This is a genomic window from Lancefieldella parvula DNF00906 (genome assembly GCF_000758945.1).
Taxonomy (GTDB): Bacteria; Actinomycetota; Coriobacteriia; order Coriobacteriales; family Atopobiaceae; genus Lancefieldella; species Lancefieldella parvula_C.
In genome coordinates this window covers 13265-39766 of record NZ_JRND01000016.1, presented here as the reverse complement: position 1 = coordinate 39766, position 26502 = coordinate 13265, and the positions used below count along the sequence as shown (strand labels likewise).

The window sequence follows — 26502 nt, the reverse complement described above, 5'->3', positions numbered from 1 at the left end:
TGTTTGTTCCAGAAAGGTATCGCTTGTGTTTGGCATTGGAGAAACAGAGCTCGTACTAATTCTGCTCTTTGCATTTTTAGTATTTGGTCCTGATAAATTACCTGGTATGGGCCGTACGCTTGGCCGTGCTCTCAGACAGTTCCAGAACGCTCAAGAAGGCTTTAATAAAGTTGTCCGTGCAGATTTACTTGATCCTGCAGCGGATGCACTTCACGAGAAACCCAAGCGCTCCGAGCAGCTCAAAAATGCTGCATCTGATGCTGACCGCGAGGATACAGATCACCAGGAGACCTTTGCTGAGCGTCGTGCTCGCCTCAAGGAGGAGCGCGAGGCAGCTGAGAAGGCTGCTGCTGAGGCGGCTGAGCAGAATAAGCAAGCTGAGCAGACCCAGGAGGCTGAGCAGCCAGAGGCCGTTTCTGCTGAAGAAGCTCCTGCTGCTGCACCACAAGCTACGTCTTCTGTTGCTTTCTCCGATGATTCTACAGAGGCAACTAAGCACGTGGCACCTAAGGCTGCAGAAGAAACTCCTGCTGCAGCTCCATCTGCAAAAGACCTCTATAACCTTGGATCTGCACGTTCTTCTCGCTCTATGGCAGAAGACAAGAAAGAAGAAGTTGCTGGAGAGGAGGGAGAAAGCCAGGACGCATAAGTCCAGCTTTCGTGTGTAATGCCTATTACTCCAGCTCGTATGCCACTTTTTGATCACCTGGGAGAACTCCGTCGCCGCGTGACCATTGTGGTGGTATCGCTTTTTGTTACCGCGATCATTATTTATTTTGCAACGCCTGCATTGATTGAGATCTTGATTGACCCTATCAGGGAGTTTTTGACCGATGGTAAGCTTACGGTTATCTCGGTCCTCGGCGGCTTTAGTATCAGGTTTAAGGTAGCTTTTTTCTTCTCGGTGATTATCTGCACACCTATTATCATCTGGGAGATTATGGCTTTCTTCTTGCCTGCACTTAACGCTAAAGAGCGCAAGTGGGTTGTTCCTACCGTGGCAGCCATGATTACCTTGTTCTTCTTGGGTATGCTGTTCTGCTACTTCATCATTTTGAACACTGCAATTGGTTGGATGATTGGTCAGTCGCAGGAGTTTGCAGGAACTATTAATGAGGCAAGCGATTATCTCAACATTATTATGATGTTTGAGATTGGCTTTGGCGTTGCGTTCCAGCTTCCACTAGTTATCTTCTACCTGGCTATTCTTCACCTTGTTCCTTACAAGGATATGCGTGAGCAGTGGCGCTATGTCTATGTTGGCCTGATGATTCTTTCTGCAGTAGTCACTCCTGACGCATCACCTGTCACCATGATTTTGATGTTTGCAGCTCTTATTCTGCTGTACGAAGTTGCTCTGGCCGTTGCTCGCTACGTCATTATTGCCCGTGATGGCAAAGCCGCTCTTAAGTGGAGCCGCGAGGACTACGAGCAGCATGAGCTAGACAAAATCTAATAGTTTCATTTTTACTTTGGAGAGTGTTGTTCTTTGATTCTAGTTGTTACCGAGAAAAACGACGCAGCGCAGCAGATTGCTCGCCTTCTGTCTGAATCGGGTAAGCCTGAGACAGACAAGGTATACAACACTCCTGTTTATCGTTTTAGACGTGGCGGAGAAGACCATGTCGCTATTGGTCTTCGTGGTCATATTCTGCAACCGGATTTTCCTTTGGCTCTCAAGTTTGACAAGGAAGAGGGCTGGTATGGAGAAACTGCAGAAGGGGAACACCTTCCTGCAGATGTTCCAGATGGCCTTGAGCGTCCTCCTTATAAGGTTAAGCGCAAGCCTTTTATGGCAGATGGCGTTGACCTTAAGGGCTGGAAAATCCCCAGCTTGCCCTATTTGATTTGGGCTCCTGTAGATAAACAGCCTGCAGAAAAAGAAATTATTCGCGCCCTCAAGAACCTTGCTAAGAAGGCAGAGTCTGTCATTATCGGCACAGACTTTGACCGCGAGGGAGAGCTTATTGGCTCTGATGCGCTGGCACAGGTTCTCTCGGTTAATCCTAATCTGGCAGTATTTCGTGCACGCTACTCCGCCTTTACTAAGACAGAGATTGAGACTGCCTTCAATAACCTGGTGGATCTTGATTACAACTTGGCTGCAGCAGGTGAGTCCAGGCAGTATATCGACCTTATCTGGGGTGCTGTACTGACCCGTTACCTGACCTCTGCACGCTTTGGAGGTCTGGGCAATACGCGCTCTGCTGGTCGTGTTCAGACTCCTACGCTGGCACTTGTTGTTGAGCGCGAGCGTGAGCGCTTGGCATTTAAGCCAGAAGATTATTGGGTTATTTCTGGTGTTGCTGCTCCAGAAGATGATGCGGATGCAACCTTTAAGATGGTTCATCAGACCGCAAGGTTCTGGGATCAAGCTGAAGCAGATGCAGCTTACGCCGTTGTTAAAGATCAGACACAGGCAACGGTTGTCGAGATTGAGTCTCGTAGCAGAAAGCAGCAGCCACCAGCTCCGTTTAACACTACGTCGCTTCAGGCAGCTGCAGCTGCAGAGGGTATCTCGCCAGCTAGAACTATGCGTTTGGCAGAGTCTCTGTACATGGACGGCTTGATTTCATACCCTCGTGTTGATAACACGGTCTATCCAAGTTCTCTTGACTTGAAGGACTGTGTCCGTACATTATCTGCAGTTCCTCAGTATGCTCCTACCTGCAAAAAGCTTTTGGGTCAGCCAAAGCTTCATGCCACTCGTGGTAAGCAGGAGTCTACTGACCACCCACCAATTTATCCAACAGCAGCTGCAAATCCAGATGCTTTGCAGCCTGCGGCTTGGAAGCTCTATAACTTGATTGCTCGAAGGTTCCTCGCAACTCTTATGGGTCCAGCTACTATGAGCGGCACTAAGATTACGCTTGACGTTGCTGGTCAGCCCTTTGTTGCAAATGGAACCGTGCTGGCAGAGCCAGGCTTTAGAGAGATTTATCCCTTTGGCCTTAAGAAAGACGATCAGATTCCTGATGTTGGTGAGGGAGAGATTGTCTCTATTCAGTCTTTGTCGCTTGACGCTAAGCAGACAGAGCCACCTGCTCGCTACAGCCAGGGTAAGCTTATTCAAGAGATGGAGAAGCAAGGCCTTGGTACAAAGTCTACGCGTGCCTCCATTATTGATACGCTCTACCAGCGTAAATACCTCAAGAATGATCCTGTTGAGCCAAGTCAGCTTGGTATGGCAATTGTTGATGCGCTCTCGCAGTTTGCTCCACACATTACCTCGCCTGATATGACGGCAGAGCTTGAGTCCGATATGACAAGCGTTGCTGAGGGCAAAGATACGCGTGATGGTGTTGTTACGCACTCAAGAGCGCTGCTTGCGGGCATGATTGATACGCTTATTGACCATAAAGAAGACTTGTCTGAGGCCATTGCTGATGCGGTTACTGCTGACGCAAAGGTGGGAACCTGCCCTAAGTGCGGCAAAGATTTGGTTGCTAAGAGCTCTCTGAAGACTCGTGGAAGCTTTGTAGGCTGCATGGGTTGGCCAGACTGCGATGTTACCTATCCGCTGCCTCAGGGACGCGTTGAGCCGCTTGAGGGAGAGGCTGGCGTCTGTCCAGAGTGCGGTGCTCCTCGCGTAAAGGTGCAACCGTTTAGGCAGCGTGCGTATGAGACCTGCATCAATCCCGCTTGCCCTACAAACGCAGAGCCAGATCTTATTGTGGGTGAGTGTCCAACCTGCAAGGCCAATGGCAAGCACGGGGATCTGGTAGCTCATAAGTCAGAGCGCACGGGTAAGCGCTTTATTCGCTGCACCAACTACGAGGAGTGCGAGACCAGCTATCCTCTGCCTGCTCGTGGAAAGCTCGAGAAGACCGATGAGGTCTGCCCGGATTGTGGCGCTCCTATGGTGGTTGTTACTACTCAGCGTGGTCCTTGGAAGCTTTGTCCAAACTATGATTGCCCTGGTAAAGAAAAGAAAACTGCCTCGCGTAGAGGCGCTCGTAAGAGTACTAAGAGCACCAAATCCACCAAGGCAGCAAAAAAGTAAACGTATGACGGTGCATCGAGAGGTGCACCGTTTTCGGAAGAACGAGCGTCCCTCTCCAACGCCCGCTCCATACGTATTTTTACCCATTTTTGAGCACTCTTCATGTGGAAATGCGCAAAACCTTTAGAATATTCATGGCGAGAAACACAATCTGCCTGTATCGTGAGATAGTTAAGAGGGAGGGAAGCATGAACAAAGACGCACGTACATCACAGGGCTTGTTTATCACGCTTGAAGGCGTTGATGGCTGTGGCAAGTCAACACAAGCTTCTCTTCTGCGAGAAGACCTTGAAGCTCTTGGCTTTGACGTGGTCTTTGTTCGCGAGCCCGGTGGAACTGCTATTTCTGAGCAGATTAGAGGCGTTGTTCTTAACCCAGAAAACGGCATGATGTGTGATGAGTGTGAGCTGTTGCTCTACGAAGCAAGTCGTGCTCAGCTGGTGGGGGAGGTTATCCGCCCAGCTCTAGCTGCGGGCAAGGTTGTCTTATGTGATCGCTTCTACGATTCCACCTATGCGTATCAAGCAACTGGTCGCGGTCTTGATACAGACCTTGTACACCGTGCAAATCGTTTGGGAAGCTGTGGGGTTTCTCCTGATAGAACCCTTGTCTTTATGCTTGAGCCAACAGTTGCTCATGCACGTGCTACGCAAAATGATGCCGATAGGCTAGAAGCAGAAGGCGTTGCCTTCCAGGAGCGTGTTTTTGCTGGTTATAAGCAGCTTCTGCAAGATGAGCCAGAGCGCGTAAAAGCTGTTGATGCAGATGGCAGTATTGACGAGGTACGCGCGCGTACTCGTCAGCTGTTAGCTGATCTTATTCCTGGTATTTGTGAGCTTGGTGAGTGATCCGTTTATGACTCAAGAGAGCGCACATACTACGCAGAACACCTATCCACTTCCTCAGGCATTAACGCGCCTTCAGGATCAACCTCAGGTCCAGAATTTGCTTGCGCGTGCACTGCATGAGCACAAGCTTGCTCATGCCTATCTGTTTGTAGGTGCTCCTGGTTCTGGTAAAGGACTTGCGGCCAAGGCTTTAGCGCAGTGTGTTCTCTGTGCTCAAGGTGGCGACGCTGCCTGTGACGACTGCATTCGTATTTCTCGCGGTACCCACCCTGACGTGCACGTACTTACTCCAGCTTCCGCAAATGGCTATCTCATTGAACAGATTCGCCAGCTCATTGCAGACGTTAGTCTGGCGCCCATGCGCTCAACTCATAAGATTTACGTGATTGACCGCGCCGATTTGCTCAGAGAAAACTCAGCAAATGCGCTGCTCAAAACTATTGAGGAGCCGCCTGCAGACACCATCTTTATTCTGTCTGCGCGCTCTTCTTCTGCGGTACTTCCCACCATTGTTTCTCGCTGTCAGGTAGTTGCGTTTAGAACGCTTACTGATGCTGCAGCTAAGGCCGCTATTATGCGAGAGATTTCTGCCACAGAGCAGGAAGCTCGTATTGCGCTTGCAGCAACAGGAACCCCTGGTAGAGCTGTGGAGTTTTTGCAGTCTTCTACACGCAAAAACATTCGCAGACAGCTCATTGATGTTTTTGGTAACTTGCTCAGAAATGACTCGTGGGATGTGCTTACTTCCGCAAAAGAGCTGATAGAAGCTGCAAAAATTCCCCTTGGTGACGTAAGACGCGCTCAAGAAGAGGCGCTTGCTCAAAACGAGGACTTTCTCACGAGTGCTGCTTTGAAGCAGGTTGAAGCTGCAAATAAGCGAGAACTCACAGCGCGCGAGCGTTCGGGTATCATAGAAATATTGGCAATTCTGGAATCGCTTCTTCGCGACGTACTTTTAAATTGCGAAGCGGTTGATGAAGAGATAGTAAATACGGATGCAGCAGGCATTATTGACCGCGTTGCATCTCAAACTCATACTCAGGGTGTTTTGGGGGCTCTTGCTGCGGTGCAAGAGGCTCAATACAACCTGGACCGCTCCGTTTCTCCCCAGCTAACCCTTGAGGTTATGCTGCTGCATATCAAGGAGGCACTTACATGCCCACCGTTGTCCCGGTGAAATTTGAATACGCCGCGCGCGACCTTTGGTTTGATCCAAAGGAGTCCGGCGTTCTTGAAGGTGACCACGTTATTTGTCAGACCGAGCGCGGTCTAGAGATTGGTCTTGCTGTTGCTGATCCTCGTGAGATTTCTCAGGAGGAGTTTGAGTACAAGACAAACAAAGCCGAGCTCAAAGACGTTGTTCGTGTAGCAACTGAAGAGGATCTATCTCGCGCAGAAGAGCTTGCCGCTAAGGGCGAGGCTGCGCTTCCTGTGTTCAGGAAGTTTGCTGTTCAAGAAGAACTTGAGATGAAGCCCATTGGCGTCGAGTACCTTTTTGATGGCGAGAAGGTCGTGTGTTACTTCTCGGCTGATGATCGTGTGGACTTTAGACAGCTTGTTCGTGAGCTTTCTCATGAGCTTCATGAGCGCATTGACATGCGTCAGATTGGCGTCAGGGAAGAAGCAGCGGTTATTGGTGGCTACGGTCACTGTGGACAAGAGCTCTGCTGTAGAAGGTTTGGTCTCTCTTTTGAGCCAGTTTCTATCCGTATGGCAAAAGAGCAGGATTTGCCTCTGAACTCCACTAAGATTTCTGGTGCGTGTGGTCGCTTAATGTGCTGCTTGCGCTATGAGTTTGAAGCCTATCGCGACTTTAAGAACCGTGCTCCAAAGCGCAATGCTGTTATTGAGACTCCTCTGGGTATGGCAAAAATTGTTGAGTACAACACGCCAAAAGAGGAGATTGCGCTTCGTCTTGAGAGTGGCAAGGTGGTACGTATTCCTCTTGCTGACATGGACACATCTCCTGCGGCTCAGCAGAAGTCGGAAGACCTTGGCTGTTCTTGCAGGCCAGACAGCGTTTCTCGCGCTGCACTTGAGCGTCTTGAATCTGTTGAGGTTCAGATGGCTCTGGCAGAACTTGATAGAGCAAATGGTTTGATTGTTGATGAAGAACCAGAGATTAACCCTGATCTCTTTGTCACAGAGACTCCAAGGCGCAAGCGTGAGCGCTCTGAGCAGAGCTCTGCAAATAGGCAGGAAAACGTCAAGAATTCCGGTGCAAGAAACGCTCGAGAAGAGCAAGGTGCTCAAAGTTCTTCTCGCACCCGTCGTGTAAGAACCTCGAAGAATGCTCAGGTCAACCCTGGCTCTAGTACTTTTGATGCTGCAACAGATACGCTTCGTCGTACCCGCCGCCGTCATCACGCAACGGATGAAGGTGCTGCAAATACTCAGGTTCCTCAGAAAAATGAGCAGGGTACAGCTCCTGCGCAGAAGCAGCCTCAGGGTAAGCGTTTTAGAAGGACAGATGCTCCTCAGGCACCACAGAAAGCTGATGAGGCACAGGCACCAGTTCGTGCAAAAAGGACTCGTCGTCCAGGTGATAGGGCGGGCATGAAGACCCAGAACGCCCCACAGAATACTTCTGGTTCTAATGGTGCGCCTACCGCTACATCTAGAGACACTCAGCCACAAAACGCTGCACGTCGTAGACATAGAAGAGCTGGACGCGATGATCGCGGTCGCGGCTCAAAGGACAACGAGTAATGTATACGCTTAAGACTGAATATGCCTTTGACTCAGCGCATTTTCTTACCAACTACTACGGCAAGTGTGAGAACCTGCATGGCCATCGCTGGCATGTGACTGCCTGCATTTCAACTGCAGAGCTTGGTGAGTCTGGTACAGAAAAAGATATGGTTATGGACTTTGGTGTCTTTAAGCGCAAGGTCCGCGCGCTATGTGATTCCCTTGATCATACGTTTTTGATTGAGGAGGGTTCTCTTTCTGAAAAGACGCTGACTTGTCTTAAAGAAGAGGGTTTCTCACTTACCATTTTGCCGTTTAGAACAACAGCAGAAAATCTGGCAAAGTATCTGTTTGAGCAACTTGAGGCAGAAGGTTTGCCCGTCTCTTCCGTTGAGGTTGATGAGACCCCTAACAATTGCGCCATATATTCAAAAAATATGAAGTAACCTGTTGTTTTTTAAAGCTCGTGCGAGCAACGTAACCTCGATGGGTATACTCTACGTATGTAGAGGTTTTATCTTTTGGCGAGGTGGAATTTCATGGCTCACGGAGCGTTGCGGGGTGTCAATTTAACTGGTTGGCTTACGCTTGAACCGTGGGTAACTCCTGAGCCGTTTGCACGCACAGGGTGCGTTGATGAGGCTCAGCTCATTAAAGCGCTGGGCGTTGAGGACTACCACAATCTTGTTAAAGCGCATCGTTCTTCATTTATTCAGAGTTCTGACTTTGTCAGCATTGCCGCTCGTGGTTTTAATGCGGTAAGAATTTCTGTGCCTTGGTACGTTTTTGATGAAGAAGCTGCGGGGACTCCATATGTTAGCTGCATTACCGAGCTTGATAGAGCTCTTGAATGGGCAGAAGAACTTGGCCTGCACGTTATTTTTGTACTGGCAGTAAATCCAGGTTTGCCTGATGGCTTGAATGACCAGCCAGGTGGTGCTCCGCGCACGAGAATTTCTGGGGAGAAGTCGCTTTCTATTCTGCATAAACTTGCTCTTCACTATGCTCACCGCAGCGGTTTTTATGGCATTGAGGTAGCCGATGAGGTTAAGCCTCGTGTGCGCAGGGGCTTTAAGCTCACAGATGGTATTCCTGGTCACTCGCTTAGAAACTATTATCGCCGTGCTTATGAGACCATTAGATCTGTGGCGGGAGAAGAGCCTGTGGTCATTCTTCCAGATGGTGGCTGGCCTCAGGGATTTAGGCGTTTTATGAGCCAGCAGGCCTATCAAAACGTTTGGCTTGATGCACACCTTGATAAACCCTGCGAGGGAATTGATTGCTCAGGTCCTAGGGGTGTACAGCAGCTTATTGATAAAAACGAAGCGTATTTGAAGACTTCTGCTTCAGGCGGTCTGCCGGTCATGGTGGGTAAGTGGTCAGCATCACTTCCAAGCATTGACGGCGCTATGACGGCAGAGGGAAGAATTGCACTTGAGCGCATTTACACTTCCGGCCAGCTCAAAGTGTACAATACGTGTCCTGCATGGTTCTTCCAGACCTGGAAGACCTCCGCATTTTTGGCTGCATGGGACGCACGCGTTGCGCTTGCAACGTTTGAGAGGGGAATGCTCGAGTAATGACAGAATCTACTCTTTTAGCAGGTAAACTGTCTATTGTGGGCACGCCTATTGGTAACCTTTCGGACGCGTCAGCGCGCGTTAAAGAAACGCTTGCAGCAGCAGATGTCATTTTATGTGAGGACACGCGCGTGACCTCAAAGCTCCTCTCGGCGTTTGACATTCATGTACCGCTACAGCGCTGTGATCAAAATATTATTGAGTCGCAAATTGAGCCAACGCTTGAGAGGCTTCGCGCGGGTCAACGTGTTGCGTTTGTGTCAGATGCCGGTATGCCAGGCATCTCTGACCCAGGTCAGCATTTGGTAGACGCGGCGCTTTCAGAAGGTCTTGCAACGGAGGTTATTCCGGGTCCTTCTGCGGTGACCTGCGCGCTTGTTGCATCGGGCCTGGCAAGTGATCATTTCTTCTTTGAAGGATTCTTGCCCAGAAAGCATGGACAGATTGTTCAGCGCTTGCAGCAGCTTGCGCAAATTCCTGGCACTATTGTGCTGTATGAGTCTCCGTTTAGAGTGCTTGCAACGGTCGAGGCCATAGCCGAGGTGTTTCCAACCAGGCAGGTGGCTCTTGTCAGAGAGCTTACTAAGCTGCACGAAGAAGTAGTGCGCGACGTGGCTCCTTGTCTTGTTGAGACACTTGCTGCAAAAGAGAATCTTAAAGGCGAGTGTGTTCTGGTCATTGCAGCTCCTACAGATGAAGAGCTTGCCTCTGTATCATCGCAGGCAGAAGGAGAGTCTCAGCTCTCGCTTGAAGATGCAATAGAGGCTGGTCTTGCTGCTGGTACGAGAAAATCAGCTCTGGCCAAGGAGCTTGCTCAGAAGTTTGGTATTGCGCGTGACGAGGCATACCAGGAAATTCTTGCTCACGAGGCATAATCACCATACCAACACAAAGAACGCCCAGCATTTGCTCTATACTGGATAAGTTATTGCAACTTACACAAAGGGAGTCATTATGCCCGAGGCCAAGCCGTCATACTTTATTACCACCCCAATTTATTACGTCAACGCAAAGCCACACCTAGGAACTGCGTACTGCACCTTGCTTTGCGATATCCAGGCTCGCTTTAGACGCGCTGCTGGTTACGATGTATTTTTCCTCACCGGTATGGACGAGCATGGCGAGAAGGTCGCTCTTGCTGCAGCTGATCACGGTTTGTCTCCACAGGCGTGGTGTGACTCGCAGGTTCCTTTCTTCAAGGGACTCTATGAAGAGCTGAATATCTCATATGACGACTTCATCCGTACTACCGATGAGCGCCACGTAAAAGCAGTCCAGTATCTGTGGGAGCGCATGCGTGAGGCTGGCTTCATCTATAAGGGATCTTATGATGGCTGGTACTGCATCCACGAGGAGACCTTCTTCACCGAGACTCAGGTAGAGAAGGCCGATGAAGAGGCTGGTTGCAAGGGCGCACATCTCTGCCCAGATTGCCATCGTGAGCTTGAGCGTGTCTCTGAGGAGTCTTGGTTCTTCAAGCTCTCTGCATTCCAGGATAAACTGCTTGAGCTCTATGCTCAGCACCCAGATTTCATTGAGCCAGATTTCCGTGCAAACGAGGTTCGAAGCTTTGTTGAGTCTGGCCTCCAGGATATTTCTGTATCCCGTACCAGCTTTGACTGGGGAGTTCCGGTTCCTTTTGATGAGTCTCACGTAACCTACGTCTGGTTTGACGCTCTTCTCAACTACTACACCGCTGTTGGTTACGGTGAAGACAGTCCAGAGGCTGCTGCCATGAGAAAGCGTTTCTGGCCAGCTCAGATGCACGTTGTTGGCAAGGATATCATCCGCTTCCACTGCGTCATTTGGCCTGCAATGCTTATGGCTCTTGGTGAGGCTGTACCTGAGCATATTTTTGCTCACGGCTTCCTTAACGTCCGCAATTCTGAGACCGGCGTTGTTGAGAAGATGAGTAAGTCTCGTGGAAACGCCATTGCACCTAAGGACGTTTTGGACCTGCTGGGTGTTGAGGGCTACCGCTACTACTTCATGACCGACGTCACTCCTGGTGAGGACTCTGGCATTTCCTTCGAGCGCATGGAGCAGGTCTATAACGCTGACCTGGCAAATAGCTGGGGTAACTTGGTTTCTCGCGCTCTTAACATGAGCGATAAATACTTTGAGGGCGTCACCCCAACCTTTGATGGTTCTACTGTTCCTGCAGATCATCCACTGCGCAAGCTGGCTGAGGGCATCTATGACCGCTATGCCGCATGCATGGAGAAGATGGACTACGTGGGCGCTAAGAACATCATCATGGAGCTTGTTCACGCAGCTAACCACTACATTGAGGACGCTGCTCCTTGGACGGTAGCAAAAGACCCAGAGCGCGCATCAGAGCTTGCAGAGATTATCTATACGCTGCTTGAGTCTATCCGCATTTGCGCACATCTCTTTATGCCATTTATGCCTACCACATCTGCAGAGGTTCTTCGTCGTATGAGCCTTGACGAGGCAGAGATTACCTCTACCGATACCCGTAGCGAGTGCGTATGGGGCAAGCTTCAGGGCGGCCTGGCTGTCTCTAAGGGAGACGCTCTGTTCCCACGTCTTGCAAGCAAGTAATCGTGTCGGAGCACGCATCGCATCAGACATCGTGGCTAGCTAATCAGCGCGCCACTAAAGAAACGCTGGAACGTTTTGGCCTTGCCACCAAATACAGGCTGGGCCAAAACTTCCTGGTACAAGACCATATTATCGAGAAGATCGTCCAGCTTGCAGAGGTTCAGCCTACCGACGTGGTCGTTGAGGTTGGGCCCGGTTTGGGCACCCTTACGGTGGCCTTGCTCGACAACGCCCGTGCGGTTTGTTCACTTGAAGCAGACTCTGAACTGGAGCAAGTCTTGGCGGTAACCTGCAAGGAGCCTCATCCAGACTCGTTTGCGCTGGTTATGGGAGATGCTCTGGCAATTACGCAGCAGAAGCTTGCTGAGGCTTACAGCACGCTTCCGACCGTTGCTCATGACGCAGCAACGAGCGCTCCGATGCCAACTAAGTTTGTATCTAATCTGCCGTATCAGGTGGCAGCTACGCTGATCCTCAAGTTCTTCCAGGAGCTTTCTTCGCTTGAGCGAGCGGTAGTCATGGTGCAGGCTGAGGTAGCCGACAGAATTGCTGCCAAGCCTTCTACCAAGGCATATGGCGCTTACACCGCAAAGCTGTCTTTATTTGCGCAGGTTACTGGCAGATTTGAAGTGGGTCCTGGCAACTTTATGCCTCCACCACGCGTCAACTCTGCTGTGGTCCGTCTTGATCGCACCCAGGCGAGAAACCCGCTGACCTCCAAACTTCTTTCTGAAGAAGAGCTTTTGCATACCATGAGGGTCATTGACGCCGCCTTTGCACAACGCAGAAAGACCATTCGTAATTCAATGAGCGCCTCTGGTTTTGATAAAGACAAGCTAGACCAGGTGTTTCTCGCCACAGGAATTGCGCCTACGGCGCGTGCAGAAGTTTTGACCAGCCAAGATTTTATTTGTCTTGCGGCTGCTTTGGAGCCTTTGAGTGAGTAAGAAAAAGCATCATCTACCAGCAGAAGAAGTAGAAGCACTTTCGTTTTCTGACGGTCAGCTATTCCATGATATTTACGGTACGCCTCGCCCAGCGCCGCGTGTTTTGGCGCCTGTTGCCGATACCCATGGTCATTTGGGCAGCCTCCACGAGCACAGCGCTGCAGAGTCTCTTGCCCGTGCTGCAGCAGCGGGCGTTCGCATGCTTATTGTTCCCGTAGATATTGCAACGGAGTTCCCTCGTAAGTGGGCAGACACCAGCGCTTTTATTGCATGGTTTGAGGATACTTTGAACAAGGCTCGCGCTGCTTATACAAAGCTGGCTGAGGCAAATCTCTGCATACCCTGCGATTTACCTGCAGAGTATTTGTTTGAGCACACGTATTTTGTAGTTGGTGCACATCCGTATAGTGCACCAGACTACAACCAAGAAGCTGAACAGCGCTTGTTTGAGTTGCTTGAGTATCCTCTTTGTGTTGGCGTGGGAGAGATTGGCCTTGATTTTGGACCGTACTGCGAGGTTTCAGAAGAGGTCCAGCGCCAAGTATTTGAGCGCCAGCTCTCCATTGCACACGAGCATAATCAACGCGTTGAATTACACCTACGTGATGGTGCTGATGATACACATGCTCATGATTTGGCGCTTGAAATTTTGAACCGTATGGGAGTGCCTAAGGCTGGCTGTGACCTGCATTGCTACACCGATGGTCCTGAGATCATGAAGCCCTTTGCAGATCTTGGTTGCTTCGTGGCCTTTGGTGGCGCAGCAACCTTTAAGCGCTCAGATGATATTCGAGCTGCAATGATTTCCTGCCCAGAGGCACAACTGCTCTCAGAGACTGATTTCCCCTACATGGCACCAGAGCCTTTACGTGGAGGGGAGTGTACGCCAGCGATGGTGGTGCACACGGTTGAGCGCTTGGCGGAGCTTCGTTGGCAGCGACTTGATATCCCCAAAGAGAAGACGTATACCATACTGTGGGAAAACGCCCAGCGCTTTGTAGGACTTGCATAGCACAGCAGGAGGTGAGCACATATGACAAAAATCCTGGTAGTAGAGGATGACCATCAGATTCAGCAAGAGTTGGTGCTCCTGCTACAAAGAAACGGCTTTGAGGCCCAGGCTCTCACGTCTTTTGAGTCTGTACCTCAACAGATTATTGCCGCTCATCCAGACCTGGTTTTGTTGGACCTTAACCTTCCTGGCATTGACGGACAACAGATTTGTCGAGAAGTACGACAGCTCTCAAACGTTCCCATCATTGTAGTTACCAGCAGAAACACAGACCTTGATGAGCTTATGGTGCTCTCGTTAGGAGCGGACGATTTTATCGCCAAGCCCTATAACACCCAGATTTTGCTTATGCACATAACCTCGGTTTTGAGGCGTGCAAATAGCGATGTCACAACAGGAACAAAGCTTTCACATGCAGGTGTGATGCTTGATTCTTCTTCCTGTAAGGTCTCTGCAAATCAGAAAAGTGTAGAGCTGACCAAAAACGAGCTCAGGATACTTTCACTTTTGATGCAAAATGCAGGAACGGTTGTTTCTCGTCAACGTATTCAAGAAGAGCTGTGGCAGTCGGATGAGTTTGTTGATGACAATACGTTGACGGTAAACATTAGCCACCTTAGAAATACTCTTGCAAGCATTGGCGTTGAGGACTTTGTGATGACACGCCGCGGACTTGGCTACGTTATTGAGTAGGCTGTCATGACGTTTTTTAAGTATCTAAAAAATCGAACTATCTTTTTTCTTGCGCTTATAGCTAGCAGCACGTTAATTGGCTTTATGCTTAAGGGCGTTGGGCTTAACGCGTTTGCTATTGCCTACTGTATTTTGGTTTTATGGGTAGTGGGAACAGCTGCACTATTAGCCGATTATTTTCATCGTCGTTGGTTTTACCAGCAGCTTGCTGAGAATTTAGCAGCAACTGATAAAGAGAGCTATCTGGTTCCTACCATGCTGGATACGCCTTCAACGCTGGAAGAACATCTTTTTAAAGACGCACTTTCAAGCATGTCCAAGTCTATGATGGATCAGCTTGCCGATGAGCATATGCGATCAAAGGAATATCGCGAGTACATTGAGATGTGGGTGCATGAGATTAAGACTCCCATCGCTGCAGCTCATTTGGTTGCTCAGAATAATCCATCGCTACCTATGGATGACGTGCAAACGCAACTTACCAAGATTGAAACTCTGGTAGAGCAAGCGCTCTTTTATGCACGCAGCGCATCTGTAGATCGAGATTTTTCTATTCGAGACGTCAATTTGCAGTCCATCGTAAAAGATGCTCTTAAAAACAACGCACGCGTCTTCATTGACGCTGGTGTTTCTCCGCATTTTGATGACTTGGCCCACGTGGTCAAGGCTGACCCAAAATGGCTTGAATTTATTTTGCGACAGCTCCTAATTAACGCTGCAAAGTATTCAAATCCAGAGCTTGCACCTGGCGAGAAGAACGTTTGGATTTCTGCCTCTGTCTCAGAGCCACGTGAGGGAACTACTTCAACCACTCTCTTCATTAAGGATAATGGCATTGGTATTCCTGAAGAGGATCTTTCTCGAATTTTTGATAAGGGTTTTACCGGTCAAAATGGTCGCAAGTACGCAAAATCTACCGGTATGGGTCTCTATCTCTGCTATGAACTCTGTAATAAGATGGGCCTTAAGCTGGCTGTGAGCAGTACCATTGGTAAAGGTTCAACTTTTTCTATTACGTTTAATCAGTCCTTCACTGACTTGCGATAAAAGCATAGCTTACAGAGTGAGCTCCCACAATTCATCCGTTTGAGGATCGCTTCCTACTGGGAAGGTATGCTGACTAAAGCGCGTGAATCCCCAATGTGAATAAAATGCCTTAGCAGGCTCATTGTGTTCCCAAACACCCAGCCACACGCGCTTCTTTCCCTTCTCTTTTGCTAAATCAAGGGCAAATTTCATGAGCTTTGATCCAAGGTGCAGGCCTTTGTAGTGCGGAAGAATATAGAGGCGCTCAATTTCAAGTGAGTCATCGCGCTGCCCCTCGGTTTGCTCATAACGTGTATTGAGCTTCAGGTAGCCAGCTACCTGGTCTTCTACCTCAACAAAATAGAAATATGAGTGTTTAGCAGCAAACTCACGGGCAAGCTTTTCTGTGTTGTAGAGCGAGTCCATGCAACTTGCTAAGTCATCTGCTGTATTTGAGTCAATAAAGGTATCTACAAATGTCTCTACGCTAAGCTTCTGCAGCGAGCGCAAATCGGTTGCTTCAAGAGGTCGAATAGACACAGTAGCATCATCAATATTGACCGTGTTTCTCGCCTGACGATATGCATCAAGGTCAAAAGAGAGCACATGGTGAAGGACGCCAAAGTGATCAAGTACCTTAGAAGATGCCTGCGTAAATCCAGCGCGCTCGTAGAAGGGCTGGGCTTTGAGTTGCGACTCAACTAACACCTTGGAAGCACTACTTTCTTGTGCCAGGTAATCAAGGGTATCGTGCAGCAGCTTTGAGCCAATACCAGCGCCTTTGTTGCTAACACATACGCGACCAATAAGAGGGGAGTTGTATGACTGTCCTGCATCAATGATGCGCAAATATGCAGCTACCGAGTCAGTATCCTGATAAAAGACATGGGTAGAAACTTGATCAACGTTATCAAGATCGTTGTACATAATCTGCTGATCAACAATGAACGTTTCTGCTCTTAGAGAAAGAATTTGATATAACTCTTTAGCGGTAAGCTGCCCAAATCTTTTAATTACTAACTTCATAGCATGCCCCTCCCGTATGCTTGATAGTGATATTTTGACACATCAAAGTGAGAAAAGCGTAAGGTTTCTGTAAGGTCAATCGATGGCAACGTGAACGGTAGTGACGGAGTATATATCTCAAGATTTACTCGCTCTCAATGAAAGGACGCAACATGGCAGCTACTCAAACAGCTCCAACTCAGTCAACTGTTGTGGCTGGACAATCTTCAGCACTTACCCCTCACACCGTTTTGGTTTGTCAAAACCTCGAGAAGTACTATGGAACTCGTGGAAATATCACTAAGGCGCTGGACGGCATTAATCTTTCTGTCGCTCGCGGTGAGTTTATCGCTATCATGGGTCCTTCTGGTTCTGGCAAAACGACTCTTTTGAACTGCATCTCTACCATTGACCAGGCATCTGCGGGCCACATCTTTATTGATGACCAAGAGCTTTCCAGCCTGCGCGGTGCAGAGCTTTCTGCCTTTAGACGTGACCGCTTGGGCTTTATTTTCCAGGACGCCAACTTGCTTGATAGCCTTACTGCTCGCGAGAATATCGCGCTCTCACTAACCATTGGTCACGTCCGTGCTCAGGAAGTTTTGGAGCGCGTAGAAAACGTTGCCAAGCTGCTTCAGATTACTGAGGTGCTGGACAAGTTCCCTTACGAGATGTCCGGTGGTCAGCGTCAGCGTGTTGCTGCTGCTCGAGCAATTGTTACCAACCCTTCGTTGGTCCTAGCAGACGAGCCAACCGGCGCTCTGGATTCAAAGAACGCCCGCACGCTTCTTGAAAGCCTTGAGAACCTCAACCGTAATGGTGCAACCATTGCCATGGTCACTCACGATTCATATGCAGCTTCTTACGCTCATCGCGTTATTTTCATTAAAGATGGTCGCATCTTTAATGAGATAGTCCGCGGCGAGAAACCCCGTAAGCAGTTCTTTGACCAGATCATGGACGTTGTTTCATTCCTGGGAGGAGAGGGTGCTGATGTACAGTAAAATCGCGCTTGGTAACGTCAAGAAATCACTGCGCGATTTCAGCATTTACTTTCTGACATTGGCAGTAGGCGTTGCACTGTTTTATTCCTTCAATTCAATTACTCAGCAATCCATGGTGCTGGATCTTTCTGAAGACCAGAGACGCATTGTTCAGCTCTTAAGTAATACCATCTCTGGAGTAAGCGTTTTTCTTGCCGTTATTATGGGATTTCTTGTTGTCTACGCTAATCAATTTCTGATTCGCCGTAGAAAAAAAGAATTTGGTATGTACCAGATACTGGGTATGACCAAGAGAAATGTCTCTAAGATTATGAGTATTGAGACACTGCTTGTTGGTTTTCTCGCCCTGGTAGTTGGACTTGTTGCAGGTATTTTTATCTCTCAATTTATGATGTTTGCAACGGCCCACATGTTCAATACGACTCTTGATTCGTTCAAATTTGTCTTTTCGCAAACTGCACTGATTCAAACGGTTATTTACTTTGTAGTTATGTTTGTGGTTGCGCTGATTTTTAACGTCACCACGGTGTCCCGCTATAAGCTTATTGACCTTCTTAACGCAGACAAAGTAACTCAGACCGTTAAGGTAAGGAATCTTACTGTCTCAGTGCTGCTCTTCCTGGCCTCTCTTGGAATCATTGCTTATTCCTATACTCTGCTTCAGCACAATGGTTTAAAACAGATAGATGACGAGTTTGCCATGGCCACTGCTTTGGTATCGGTGGGCACAGCACTCTTCTTCTTCTCAATCTCTGGTTTTTTGCTCAGATTTATGCAGATGCAGAAGGGCTTCTACTACAAGGGTCTTCACTCATTTATCCTGCGTCAGTTTAACGCCCGCGTTAATACTGCTTGGGTTTCTATCTCTCTAGTCTGCGCTATGCTCTTTGTGGCAGTCTGTGGACTTGGTACGGGTTTCTCGCTTGTTGACTCTATGAACGCCAGTTTCTCTAAGCTTAAAACGTACGATGTTTCTGTAGCAATCAATCCAGGCTCAGAGCGCAGTTATACTCCTGGTCCAGCAGATTCGTACGACTACCTTTCTGTAGTGCAGAAGCTAGATCCAGAGTGGGATAAAACTATCAAAAACGCCTTCCAGGTAGATACGTACTACGCTCAAAGTGATCCAACAACGCCTAGTTTTACGTATGGCTCTATTGATGCTGTAACAGGCAAGCGCTTTAGTGATTACTTTACCGGCTATAGTGGCCAGGAAGATCCTGCGCAGAAAAACGTAACTTTGATGCGAGCTTCTCAGTACAACAAACTGCGCGTTGCATCTGGGCTTGAGCCTGTTGACTTTGGTACTGACGGCTATATGGTTTGGACGCTAGATACTAATCTCACAAAATACTGGCAGGATTCTCTTGCAAACAATCCCGAGCTCACCATTGAGGGCCACAAGCTTCATGCTGTTGGCGGAACGCTCGACATTGCGCAGACACAAGGCGGTCCTGCACTTATGCCAGCAGCTGGAATTGTGGTTGTTGCTGATCAAAGTTTCCCTTCAAGCACCGTTTTGACCAACTCTTATATCTTAGGTAACTACCAAACTCCAGGTGATGCTACTGAAGCTCAGTTCCGAAATCAGATGAAGCAGTACTTTGACGATGGTGGCCTAACTGGCAACGATTCCGACCCATATTCTTTAATGTTTGTGGTCACTGCTTCTCAGTACATTCAATCTACTGTTGGACTCTCTGGTATTGTGACGTATTTGGCACTGTATATTGGTTTGGTACTCTTCATTGCGTGCGCTGCTATTCTGGCACTTCAACAGCTCTCCGAGGCATCGGATAACGCCCGTGCCTACCAAGTCCTGGCAGAGCTAGGTGCCGAGAAGGGCCTTGCAAGTCGCGCACTCTTTGTTCAGATTGGCGTGTACTTCCTGTTCCCACTGCTTATGGCAGCTGCGCACGCAACATGCGCAATGTCTATTATGGTTTCTGTCATCAAGTCGATTGGCAACTTTGATGTAGCTAGCAGCATTGGTGGAGTAGTTGCAGTCGTAGCTGCTTTGTATGGTGGATACTTCCTGGTTACCTATTTTGCTGCACGTTCAATCATCTTCAGGGGAGCAAAGAGGATGCAGTAAATTGCACTTTCGTGTTGTAAATTCGTGAAAGAAGGACGGATGTTCCTCTGTGGAGCATTCGTCCTTCTCGCTTAGGTAAAATAGAAACGTTATGTCAGATGGTATCTGTGTAGAGCACATACTCAAGGAGGCATCATGGGTCTTTGGTCAAAGGTTAAAAATGTGTTTGTTCCTTCTAACGGAGCAGAGCAGCCTCAGAAGGCTACATTTGCTACTAGGGAAGACACTATCTATGCACCAGTTTCTGGTGTCCTGGTAAGCGTACAAGAGGTTCACGATGAGGTAATCTCAAGCGGTCTCTTTGGCCAGGGCTATGGCATTTTGCCCGTTGGTCTTGATTGTGTCTATGCTCCTTGCAATGCTCGCGTTACCGCAACTAACGTAACCAATCACTCAATTGGCCTTACCACTGATACTGGTATTGAGATTTTGATTCACATTGGTGTTGGTACCATCGAGATGAACGGTAAGGGCTTTATCCGCTACGTTCACGCTAACGATGAGGTCAAGGCCGGTACTCCACTGATTTCATTTGATGCTGCTGCTATTGAAGAAGCAGGATATGAGAACGTTGTAGTTGTTACCGTTGTTAATGCAGATCAGTACGAGCGCATTGACCTCATTGGTGAGTCCGGAACGCTGATTGGTGGTCGTCCACTGGTTAAGATTGGCGATCCTCTGATGTGCGTCAAGCACTAGGGTTTCTCGCCAGCAAAACATCTGCAATAAACGAGGTTTTACATGCTTAGAGTTACTAAGGCAATTCTTCACGTCTTTGATTTTGAGACGGGAACTAAATACTTCTCTCAATCTACTTTGGATTTAGAGGATCGTCAGACAAAGTCATACGTACAGCGTAGACTACGTAAAATTACGGCAAATCCAGAGTCTAGGCACGGAGAGTTTGCTCCTACCAGCAATTTTGCTGGAGGACTTCAGGAGTATGCTCACGGAGACGTTGAGTTTGTAGAGTTTTCTCATCAGATTGCTCAGTGGTTCTGGGAAGAGCTTCGTCGCGCAGATGATGTTGAGCAGTGTGATCTTCTTGTAGCAGACTACATTGATACCGACGCAGGTCAGGCACTTGCCAGTGCTGCTGCAGATGATGAGGACGCTCAGGCTGAGGCATTTGAGGGTGAGGGAAGACGCCTCTTTGCCATAGTGCTTCTCCCACGCAAGCAGGCCTTTATCCACGATGTGAACGGCTCGGCAAACGAGATTTTGCGCCAAGACGCAACGCTGCCATCTCCAACGCAAAAAGTTGATTCGTATGCAGTCATTGACCTGGATACAGGTGCCATTGACTTCCACGACCATGACCGCTCTGTAGCAGGAGAGGGAAAGTTCATCATCCCCGAGCTTTTCCTTGAGTGCACATCAGAGGCGTCTAGTCATGAGGTTATTGGTGAGGTAACTGTTATTGTTCAAGACCTGGCTGAAGAGTATGGACTTGAGCCTGCTGTTGAGGTGTCTCGTGCTAAGGCCGCCGTTGCAGAAGCAGCGGAGGTAGAAGAGGTAGTAGACCCTATTAAGGTTGGTAAGCGTATCTTTGAGGAGCGTCCTGAGATTCAGGAAAAGTACGAGGCTCAGGTGGCAAGCAGAGAGCTCCCCGAAGAAGTTCCTGTTAAACGCGGTGTTGCTAACAGAATTGCAAAGAATCATAAAATCCGCACCGATACGGGAATTGAGATTTCATTCCCTTCAAACCTAACGGATCGTCCAGGTTACCTAGAATTTTCTCACGAGTCTGATGGCAGGATTACCATTTCAATAAAAAATGTTGCACATATTGAAAACCGCTAAATCCTATCTCTGACCTCACAATTTAGAGCCAAAACTCCCCGAAATTTGTTTCGGAGAGTTTGTAAATTACGTATCTTTTTGAATATCATCGTGTATCTCGGGTAGAATAGTCTCTCAAAGGTCACACCGTACTACTAAACGTTCTAGGAGACCCTTATGAGTTTAAAGAAACAGCAAGGCACAACCATTGAGGAGCAGAGTGCTGCTCTTTTCAATCGTCGTGATGCTCTTAAGATTTTTGCCGGCATGGGCATTGCTGCCGCTGCCGTTACTGCATCCCTGATTAATACCCGTCCTGCTTTTGGTGTTACCCAGGCTCAGATTGATGCTGCTCGTAGTGATTACGATGCTGCTCAGAAGCTGCTTGATGAGATTTCTAATGAGGTCTCTAGCATGCAGGCAAGTCTCAATGACACTAACTCTCAGATTGGCGCTATTTCTGATCAGATTGCAGATAAGCAGAATCAGATTGATGCTAAGCAGAAAGAGATTTCTGAAAAGGAAGCTCAGATTGCCGAGAAGAGAAAAGCACTTGGTGCTCGTATGTCCAGCAACTACAAGGCTGGCCCAGCCGGTGCTTTGGAGATGATTCTTTCTTCTGCAAGCTTTGAGGAGCTCACTTCTAATATTTACTATCTCGATAAGATTTCTGAGTCCGATCAGAAGATGATTGAGGAAGTTAAAAACCTGAAGGCCGCTCTTGAGTCTGATAAGGCTGCTCTTCAGTCCGAGAAGACCGAGCTTGAGAATAAGAAGGCTGAACTTGAGAATCTCCGTGCTTCCCAGGAGTCTCAGCTTAATGACATTTCTGCTCGTCAGGCAGACGCAGCAAACGTTGTTGCAAATCTTGATGACAACGTCAAAGAGCTTATTGCCCAGCGTGATTCTGAACTTCTTGCTGCTCAGCAGGAGGCAGAGCGTGTTGCTGCTCAACGTGCTGCTGCATCAAGCGACAGCGGTGGTGGTAGTAGCTACTATGGCGGTGGCGGAGGAGGAACCTCTTCTGCTGGTTCCGGTTCTGCCGCTGCAGTTGTTAATGCTGCAGGCTATACCGGATCTACCGGTGCTGGCTTCTGTGCTGCTTGGGTTTCCAATGTCTTCTCAAATGCAGGTGTTGGTACCTTCTATGGCAACGCCTGTGATATGTACTACTCCTGGTGCTACTCTACTGACCAGAGCGCTATTGAGCCTGGCATGATTATTGCTGTTCCAACCCTTGGTGGCTCTGCTGCAGCTTTGATTTATGGCCACGTTGGCATCTACATTGGCGGCGGTATGGTCAGGCACTGCCTCTCTGGTATTGTAAGAAGCCAGAGCTTGAGTTCTTGGATTTCTCAGCTTGGTGCTTTGAGTACTCCAAGGTGGGGCTGGCTTGGTGGCGTTGTCCTAAGCTAAGGTATTGGCCCTTCATAACTTGTTATGTAAAAGAGCTTGGTTGCATGCAACCAAGCTCTTTTGTTGTCTATTTGGCGCAAAAAAGCAGGGTAAAAACCTTGAAAAGCTTGAGAAAATTCTTGAGAAGTTTGTATGTAGAGAAGAACTTCCAAAATTTCACTACGTACGGCACATGATGATGCTTTCTCAATGCACCTTAAGGCGTCAGCCATGGTAATGTACTGGGTTGAAACCTTGTGCGAATGGTCTCGCCGTGGAGGTGCCAAAGTAGACCGTGCACTCTTACAGACAGTTGCTGGAGAGACGGATGCGGCAATTGCCACTGTGACGAAAAGTTATAAGTGACAATAGAGTTGTAGCCATGAAGTTTAAGAGCGTATGATACGCCATCCAGCAGCTTCCCGGCGCATCTCGATAAAGCGCCGGTAGATACCAGCCTCCTTCATTAGCTCATTATGTGTACCACGCTGAACGATGCGCCCGCCGTCGATCACAAGGATCTGGTCAGCATCGCGCACCGTGTTCAGGCGATGTGCAATGGTAACAAGGGTCTTTCCTCGTGTCAGTTCCGTTACTGCCTGCATAAGCAGGTGCTCGTTTTCCGGGTCGACCGAGCTCGTAGCCTCGTCAAGGATGACAATCGGCGCATCCTTCATGATGGCGCGTGCAATGGATACTCTCTGGCGCTCTCCACCGGAAAGGTTTGCCCCACCTTCCTCAAGCACCGTGTCGTATCCGTCAGGAAGTTCCATGATGAAATCATGGCAGCGTGCGCGTTTGGCCACAGCGATGACCTCTTCGCGCGATGCATCGGGGCGACCAAAGCGAATGTTATTCTCGACGGTGTCATTGAACAGGTATACGCTCTGGAACACCATCGATATGTTTGCAAGCAGGCTTTCCGCCGTTCCCTCGCGGACATCAATGCCACCGATGGTAACGTGGCCCTTCTCGACATCCCAAAAGCGCGCAAGCAGATTCACCAGCGTTGTTTTACCCGAGCCGCTCGGGCCGACAAGCGCGCAGGTTGAGCCTTCGGGAATAAAGAGTGTTACTCCTTCTATGACACGACGGCCGTCACCGTAACCGAATGAGACATCCTCCATGGCTAGGGCAAATCCGTCGGGCGAGAGCGTCTCATCCGTAAGGTCTTGCTTTGGCACCGAGCATACCTCGTCAATGCGGTTAAGCTCTCCTTCGATCTTCTTGGTGAGAAACGCACTGTTGTTCGCGCTGATAAGCTCTCCGTAGATCATAAAAGCGGCAACCAGCAGCGTGAGCGCCCACGAGAGAGACAGAGCGCCTGTCAGATACAGTGTGCATGCGGCGAGAAGAACTCCGCAGCTTGCAAGGTTGAACACGAGCGCATAGAGCTTGAGGATACCTTGTGCCGCCTGCTCTTGATCGTAATCTGCCTGGCGTTTCCGCTCAAAGGATGCCTTTGCTGCGGCAAGTGCGTCATCGGGTGTCGCGAATGCCCGCAATACAGCCATGCCGCGGGCGTATTCGATCACCTTGTCAGTCATTTCCTCCTGTGCGGCAGTGACCTCCCGTGTGACGGCGGTCGAGCGTCTTCTCAGCCAATCCAAAACAATAAGGCCTACGGCAATGCCGACAAAGGTAATGAAGGCAACCGGTGGCGCTTGAAACAGGAAGAACAGACTCATGATCACTGCCATGGCTACGCCGCCCGAGAGTCCCGTGAGACAGATGGTCATGAACTCTTCGAGTTGGTGCACCGTGGTAGTGAGCGTGGTGGTTATCGCCGAGAGACGCTGCTCTGAGAAGTAGCCCATGGGAGCGCCTTTTAAGCGGTCGCCCACCCGTAGCCGCAGATCACGGAAGATGTGGAACCCCTCGGCGTCCATCTGTATGTCCACGAGATATTGGAAGGCAAACTGACCCGCTACGCTGATGGCGAGGATCCCTAAACATTGCAGGGCAACTCCGGCGCTCAGGTGACTTCGCATCTCAAGGGCCCACCATACCGCTATGAGCATTCCGGACATGAAGAACGCTTTAATGACATTACAGACCATGCCTGCCATGAGGCTGCGGCGTGATGCCGGTGAGAAGCTTCCGGCCAAGTCAAGGATGCGTTTCATTATTGCAAACATGAGGGCTCCTCTTCTGCGTTGACGGTAGAGCTCATATGTTCTTTCCACATGCGAGCATACAAAGGACAGGTTTTCAGCAATTCACCGTGACGTCCGCGCGCAACGATGCGTCCGCCGTCCATGACGAGGATCTGGTCGGCGCCTGTGATCGTTGATAGGCGGTGGGCGATAGTAACAAGTGTTTTTCCTGCTACAAGCTTGCTCAAGGCTCGCTCTACCAGAGCTTCGTTTTCAGGATCGGCATAGGCAGTGGCCTCATCAAGAATGACGATGGAAGCATCTTTTAAGATGGCGCGGGCAATGGTGATGCGTTGGCGCTCGCCGCCGGAAAGCCTTGCACCTGCCTCACCGGCAGGAGTGCGATACCCTTGAGGAAGCCGGCTGATGAACTCATGAGCGCCGGCTGCACGTGCAGCAGTCTCGACCTCTTCATCGGTTGCATCCGGCATGCCCATGCGGATGTTGTCGGCGATGGTCCTATCAAACAAAAACGTGTCCTGTGCCACATACGAGACGTGCTCCATAAGCTGCTCGAAGGGAATGTCTCGCACATCGGTACCGCCGAATGAAATGCATCCGGAACGTACATCCCAGAAACCGGCCATAAGCTTAGCTACCGTTGATTTGCCCGATCCGCTGGGTCCTACGATAGCCGTGATCTGCCCCGGCTCCGTCTTAAAGTTGATATCGTGCAACACCTCCGTACCCTCATGATAAGAAAAAGAGACGTTCTCAAAAGTGAATGACTTGCCGTCAAGCATTACGCGCTCACTTGGCCGTGAGAGCTCAGGCTCTCCTAAAAAGTCCCAGACTACGTTCAGGCAGGTATCCATACGTGAAATTTGGCCTGCCGCCTGGGAGAACTTGAGTATTCCTCCGATGAATCCCAATGGGATGGTGATGCACACCATGAAGGCAGGCAATGCGATCCGTCCGACCGAAAGCAGCCAAACGCCGAGCGGTAGCGAGAAGAGCAGCGTACAGGGGACGATAGCCCGTATCGCCGCCATCCATATCCAGCTTTGGCGAAACCATGCAAGCGTGGAGTCGTGATACTCGGCTACTGCCTCGGAAAACGAGCCGTATGAGGATGCGGTGCGTCCGAACGCTTTGATCACCTGGATACCGTTGACATACTCTACCAGCGTTGAGTTCATCCGCTGTTCACTCGCAATATAGCGGGCCATTTTGGGCTTATAGTCCCGCATCATGCCAAGATAGAAGAGCAGGCATAAGGGGATCGTGGCAATCCCGGCAAGTCCCATACGCCAGTTGATGGCGAATACGATGATCATTGCCAAAAGCGGCGCAAATACCGTGCTTGGAAGCTCGGGCATGAAGTGCGCAATGGCGTCCTCAAGTTGGTTCACGTTGTCTACGAACCGGTTCTTGAACGTGCCCGTCGGCGTGTCGACGATGGTCCCCATGGGCACACGAGCCATCTTCTCTGCCATCTGCTCACGCATGGTGCGTAGAGCCTTGAAGGCGATCCCGTGGCTGATCATGGAAGAGCGCCAGGTGAACAGGAACTTTGCAATCTGGGCCGCTGCTGCTGCGGCTGATAGGAGAGCAGCTGACTCAAGCGTGAGCGTCCCTTCCGCCAATCCCGCGGCAAGTAAGGCAACGACAATATAAGGAACCATGCCTGCCGCCTCGCCTATGCATGCTAGAAGAAGCGAGAAGAGCATTCGATTCCTGTCGGGCCGCATAAAATAGAA

22 protein-coding genes are annotated in these 26502 nt (G+C 49.5%); 19 read left to right on the top strand and 3 right to left on the bottom strand.

Going from position 1 to position 26502, the window contains the following annotated elements:
- Positions 1-25 precede the first annotated feature (25 nt).
- From HMPREF1647_RS03035 to HMPREF1647_RS02970, 14 genes are all read left to right on the top strand, one after another.
- Positions 26-649: a Sec-independent protein translocase subunit TatA/TatB gene (locus HMPREF1647_RS03035; protein ID WP_035431969.1), complete on the top strand. Its 624-nt coding sequence runs from the start codon at positions 26-28 to the stop codon at positions 647-649.
- Between the two features lie 18 nt (positions 650-667).
- The gene (gene tatC / locus HMPREF1647_RS03030; protein WP_035426889.1) at positions 668-1456 is read left to right on the top strand and encodes a twin-arginine translocase subunit TatC; all 789 of its coding nucleotides are present in this window, start codon (positions 668-670) and stop codon (positions 1454-1456) included.
- A 33-nt stretch (positions 1457-1489) separates the two neighbouring features.
- The gene (locus HMPREF1647_RS03025) at positions 1490-4003 is read left to right on the top strand and encodes a DNA topoisomerase I (protein WP_035431967.1); all 2514 of its coding nucleotides are present in this window, start codon (positions 1490-1492) and stop codon (positions 4001-4003) included.
- 188 nt (positions 4004-4191) lie between these two features.
- Complete coding sequence (gene tmk, locus HMPREF1647_RS03020) at positions 4192-4851, top strand: dTMP kinase (RefSeq protein WP_035431965.1); 660 nt, start codon at positions 4192-4194, stop codon at positions 4849-4851.
- Between the two features lie 7 nt (positions 4852-4858).
- A complete protein-coding gene (holB, locus tag HMPREF1647_RS03015; protein ID WP_035431963.1) occupies positions 4859-6028 on the top strand; it encodes a DNA polymerase III subunit delta' in 1170 nt (389 codons plus the stop codon).
- Entirely contained in the window at positions 6007-7560 is a 1554-nt protein-coding gene (locus tag HMPREF1647_RS03010) for a PSP1 domain-containing protein (protein WP_035431960.1), read from the top strand. The genes holB and HMPREF1647_RS03010 overlap by 22 nt, the downstream gene beginning before the upstream one ends.
- Positions 7560-7988, top strand: a complete 429-nt coding sequence (locus HMPREF1647_RS03005; RefSeq protein ID WP_035426883.1) for a 6-pyruvoyl trahydropterin synthase family protein — start codon at positions 7560-7562, stop codon at positions 7986-7988. Before HMPREF1647_RS03010 ends, HMPREF1647_RS03005 begins: the two co-directional genes overlap by 1 nt.
- A gap of 93 nt (positions 7989-8081) precedes the next feature.
- Positions 8082-9122, top strand: coding sequence for a glycoside hydrolase family 5 protein (locus HMPREF1647_RS03000; RefSeq protein ID WP_035431958.1), 1041 nt, complete (start codon positions 8082-8084; stop codon positions 9120-9122).
- Positions 9122-9997: a 16S rRNA (cytidine(1402)-2'-O)-methyltransferase gene (rsmI, locus tag HMPREF1647_RS02995; protein WP_035431956.1), complete on the top strand. Its 876-nt coding sequence runs from the start codon at positions 9122-9124 to the stop codon at positions 9995-9997. The genes HMPREF1647_RS03000 and rsmI overlap by 1 nt, the downstream gene beginning before the upstream one ends.
- Positions 9998-10076: 79 nt before the next feature.
- Positions 10077-11687: a methionine--tRNA ligase gene (gene metG / locus HMPREF1647_RS02990; RefSeq protein ID WP_035431954.1), complete on the top strand. Its 1611-nt coding sequence runs from the start codon at positions 10077-10079 to the stop codon at positions 11685-11687.
- 2 nt (positions 11688-11689) lie between these two features.
- Positions 11690-12634, top strand: a complete 945-nt coding sequence (rsmA, locus tag HMPREF1647_RS02985) for a 16S rRNA (adenine(1518)-N(6)/adenine(1519)-N(6))-dimethyltransferase RsmA (RefSeq protein WP_035431952.1) — start codon at positions 11690-11692, stop codon at positions 12632-12634.
- Positions 12627-13646, top strand: coding sequence for a TatD family hydrolase (locus HMPREF1647_RS02980; RefSeq protein WP_035431950.1), 1020 nt, complete (start codon positions 12627-12629; stop codon positions 13644-13646). The genes rsmA and HMPREF1647_RS02980 overlap by 8 nt, the downstream gene beginning before the upstream one ends.
- 21 nt (positions 13647-13667) lie before the next feature.
- Positions 13668-14339 (top strand): response regulator transcription factor, encoded by a 672-nt coding sequence (locus HMPREF1647_RS02975; RefSeq protein ID WP_035431948.1) that lies wholly within the window; start codon positions 13668-13670, stop codon positions 14337-14339.
- A gap of 84 nt (positions 14340-14423) precedes the next feature.
- On the top strand, positions 14424-15386 hold the full coding sequence (locus HMPREF1647_RS02970) for a sensor histidine kinase (protein ID WP_262363799.1): 963 nt from the start codon (positions 14424-14426) through the stop codon (positions 15384-15386).
- 9 nt (positions 15387-15395) lie between these two features.
- Here the strand turns inward: HMPREF1647_RS02970 and HMPREF1647_RS06800 are convergent, their stop codons facing one another.
- The gene (locus tag HMPREF1647_RS06800) at positions 15396-16391 is read right to left on the bottom strand and encodes a GNAT family N-acetyltransferase (protein ID WP_052039110.1); all 996 of its coding nucleotides are present in this window, start codon (positions 16389-16391) and stop codon (positions 15396-15398) included.
- A gap of 152 nt (positions 16392-16543) precedes the next feature.
- On the opposite strand from HMPREF1647_RS06800, the gene HMPREF1647_RS02960 reads away from it, so the two are divergent.
- From HMPREF1647_RS02960 to HMPREF1647_RS02940, 5 genes are all read left to right on the top strand, one after another.
- Complete coding sequence (locus tag HMPREF1647_RS02960; RefSeq protein ID WP_262363798.1) at positions 16544-17374, top strand: ABC transporter ATP-binding protein; 831 nt, start codon at positions 16544-16546, stop codon at positions 17372-17374.
- A complete protein-coding gene (locus tag HMPREF1647_RS02955; protein WP_035431944.1) occupies positions 17364-19469 on the top strand; it encodes an ABC transporter permease in 2106 nt (701 codons plus the stop codon). The genes HMPREF1647_RS02960 and HMPREF1647_RS02955 overlap by 11 nt, the downstream gene beginning before the upstream one ends.
- A gap of 135 nt (positions 19470-19604) precedes the next feature.
- Positions 19605-20168, top strand: coding sequence for a PTS sugar transporter subunit IIA (locus tag HMPREF1647_RS02950; RefSeq protein ID WP_035431941.1), 564 nt, complete (start codon positions 19605-19607; stop codon positions 20166-20168).
- 42 nt (positions 20169-20210) lie between these two features.
- Positions 20211-21272, top strand: coding sequence for a nucleoid-associated protein (locus tag HMPREF1647_RS02945; RefSeq protein ID WP_035431939.1), 1062 nt, complete (start codon positions 20211-20213; stop codon positions 21270-21272).
- A 156-nt stretch (positions 21273-21428) separates the two neighbouring features.
- The gene (locus HMPREF1647_RS02940; RefSeq protein ID WP_052039109.1) at positions 21429-22667 is read left to right on the top strand and encodes a coiled-coil domain-containing protein; all 1239 of its coding nucleotides are present in this window, start codon (positions 21429-21431) and stop codon (positions 22665-22667) included.
- Between the two features lie 368 nt (positions 22668-23035).
- Here HMPREF1647_RS02940 and HMPREF1647_RS02935 read toward each other — a convergent pair whose 3' ends face one another.
- The gene (locus HMPREF1647_RS02935; RefSeq protein WP_035426871.1) at positions 23036-24784 is read right to left on the bottom strand and encodes an ABC transporter ATP-binding protein; all 1749 of its coding nucleotides are present in this window, start codon (positions 24782-24784) and stop codon (positions 23036-23038) included.
- Positions 24772-26472, bottom strand: coding sequence for an ABC transporter ATP-binding protein (locus HMPREF1647_RS02930; protein ID WP_198013747.1), 1701 nt, complete (start codon positions 26470-26472; stop codon positions 24772-24774). The genes HMPREF1647_RS02935 and HMPREF1647_RS02930 overlap by 13 nt, the downstream gene beginning before the upstream one ends.
- Positions 26473-26502: the final 30 nt, after the last annotated feature.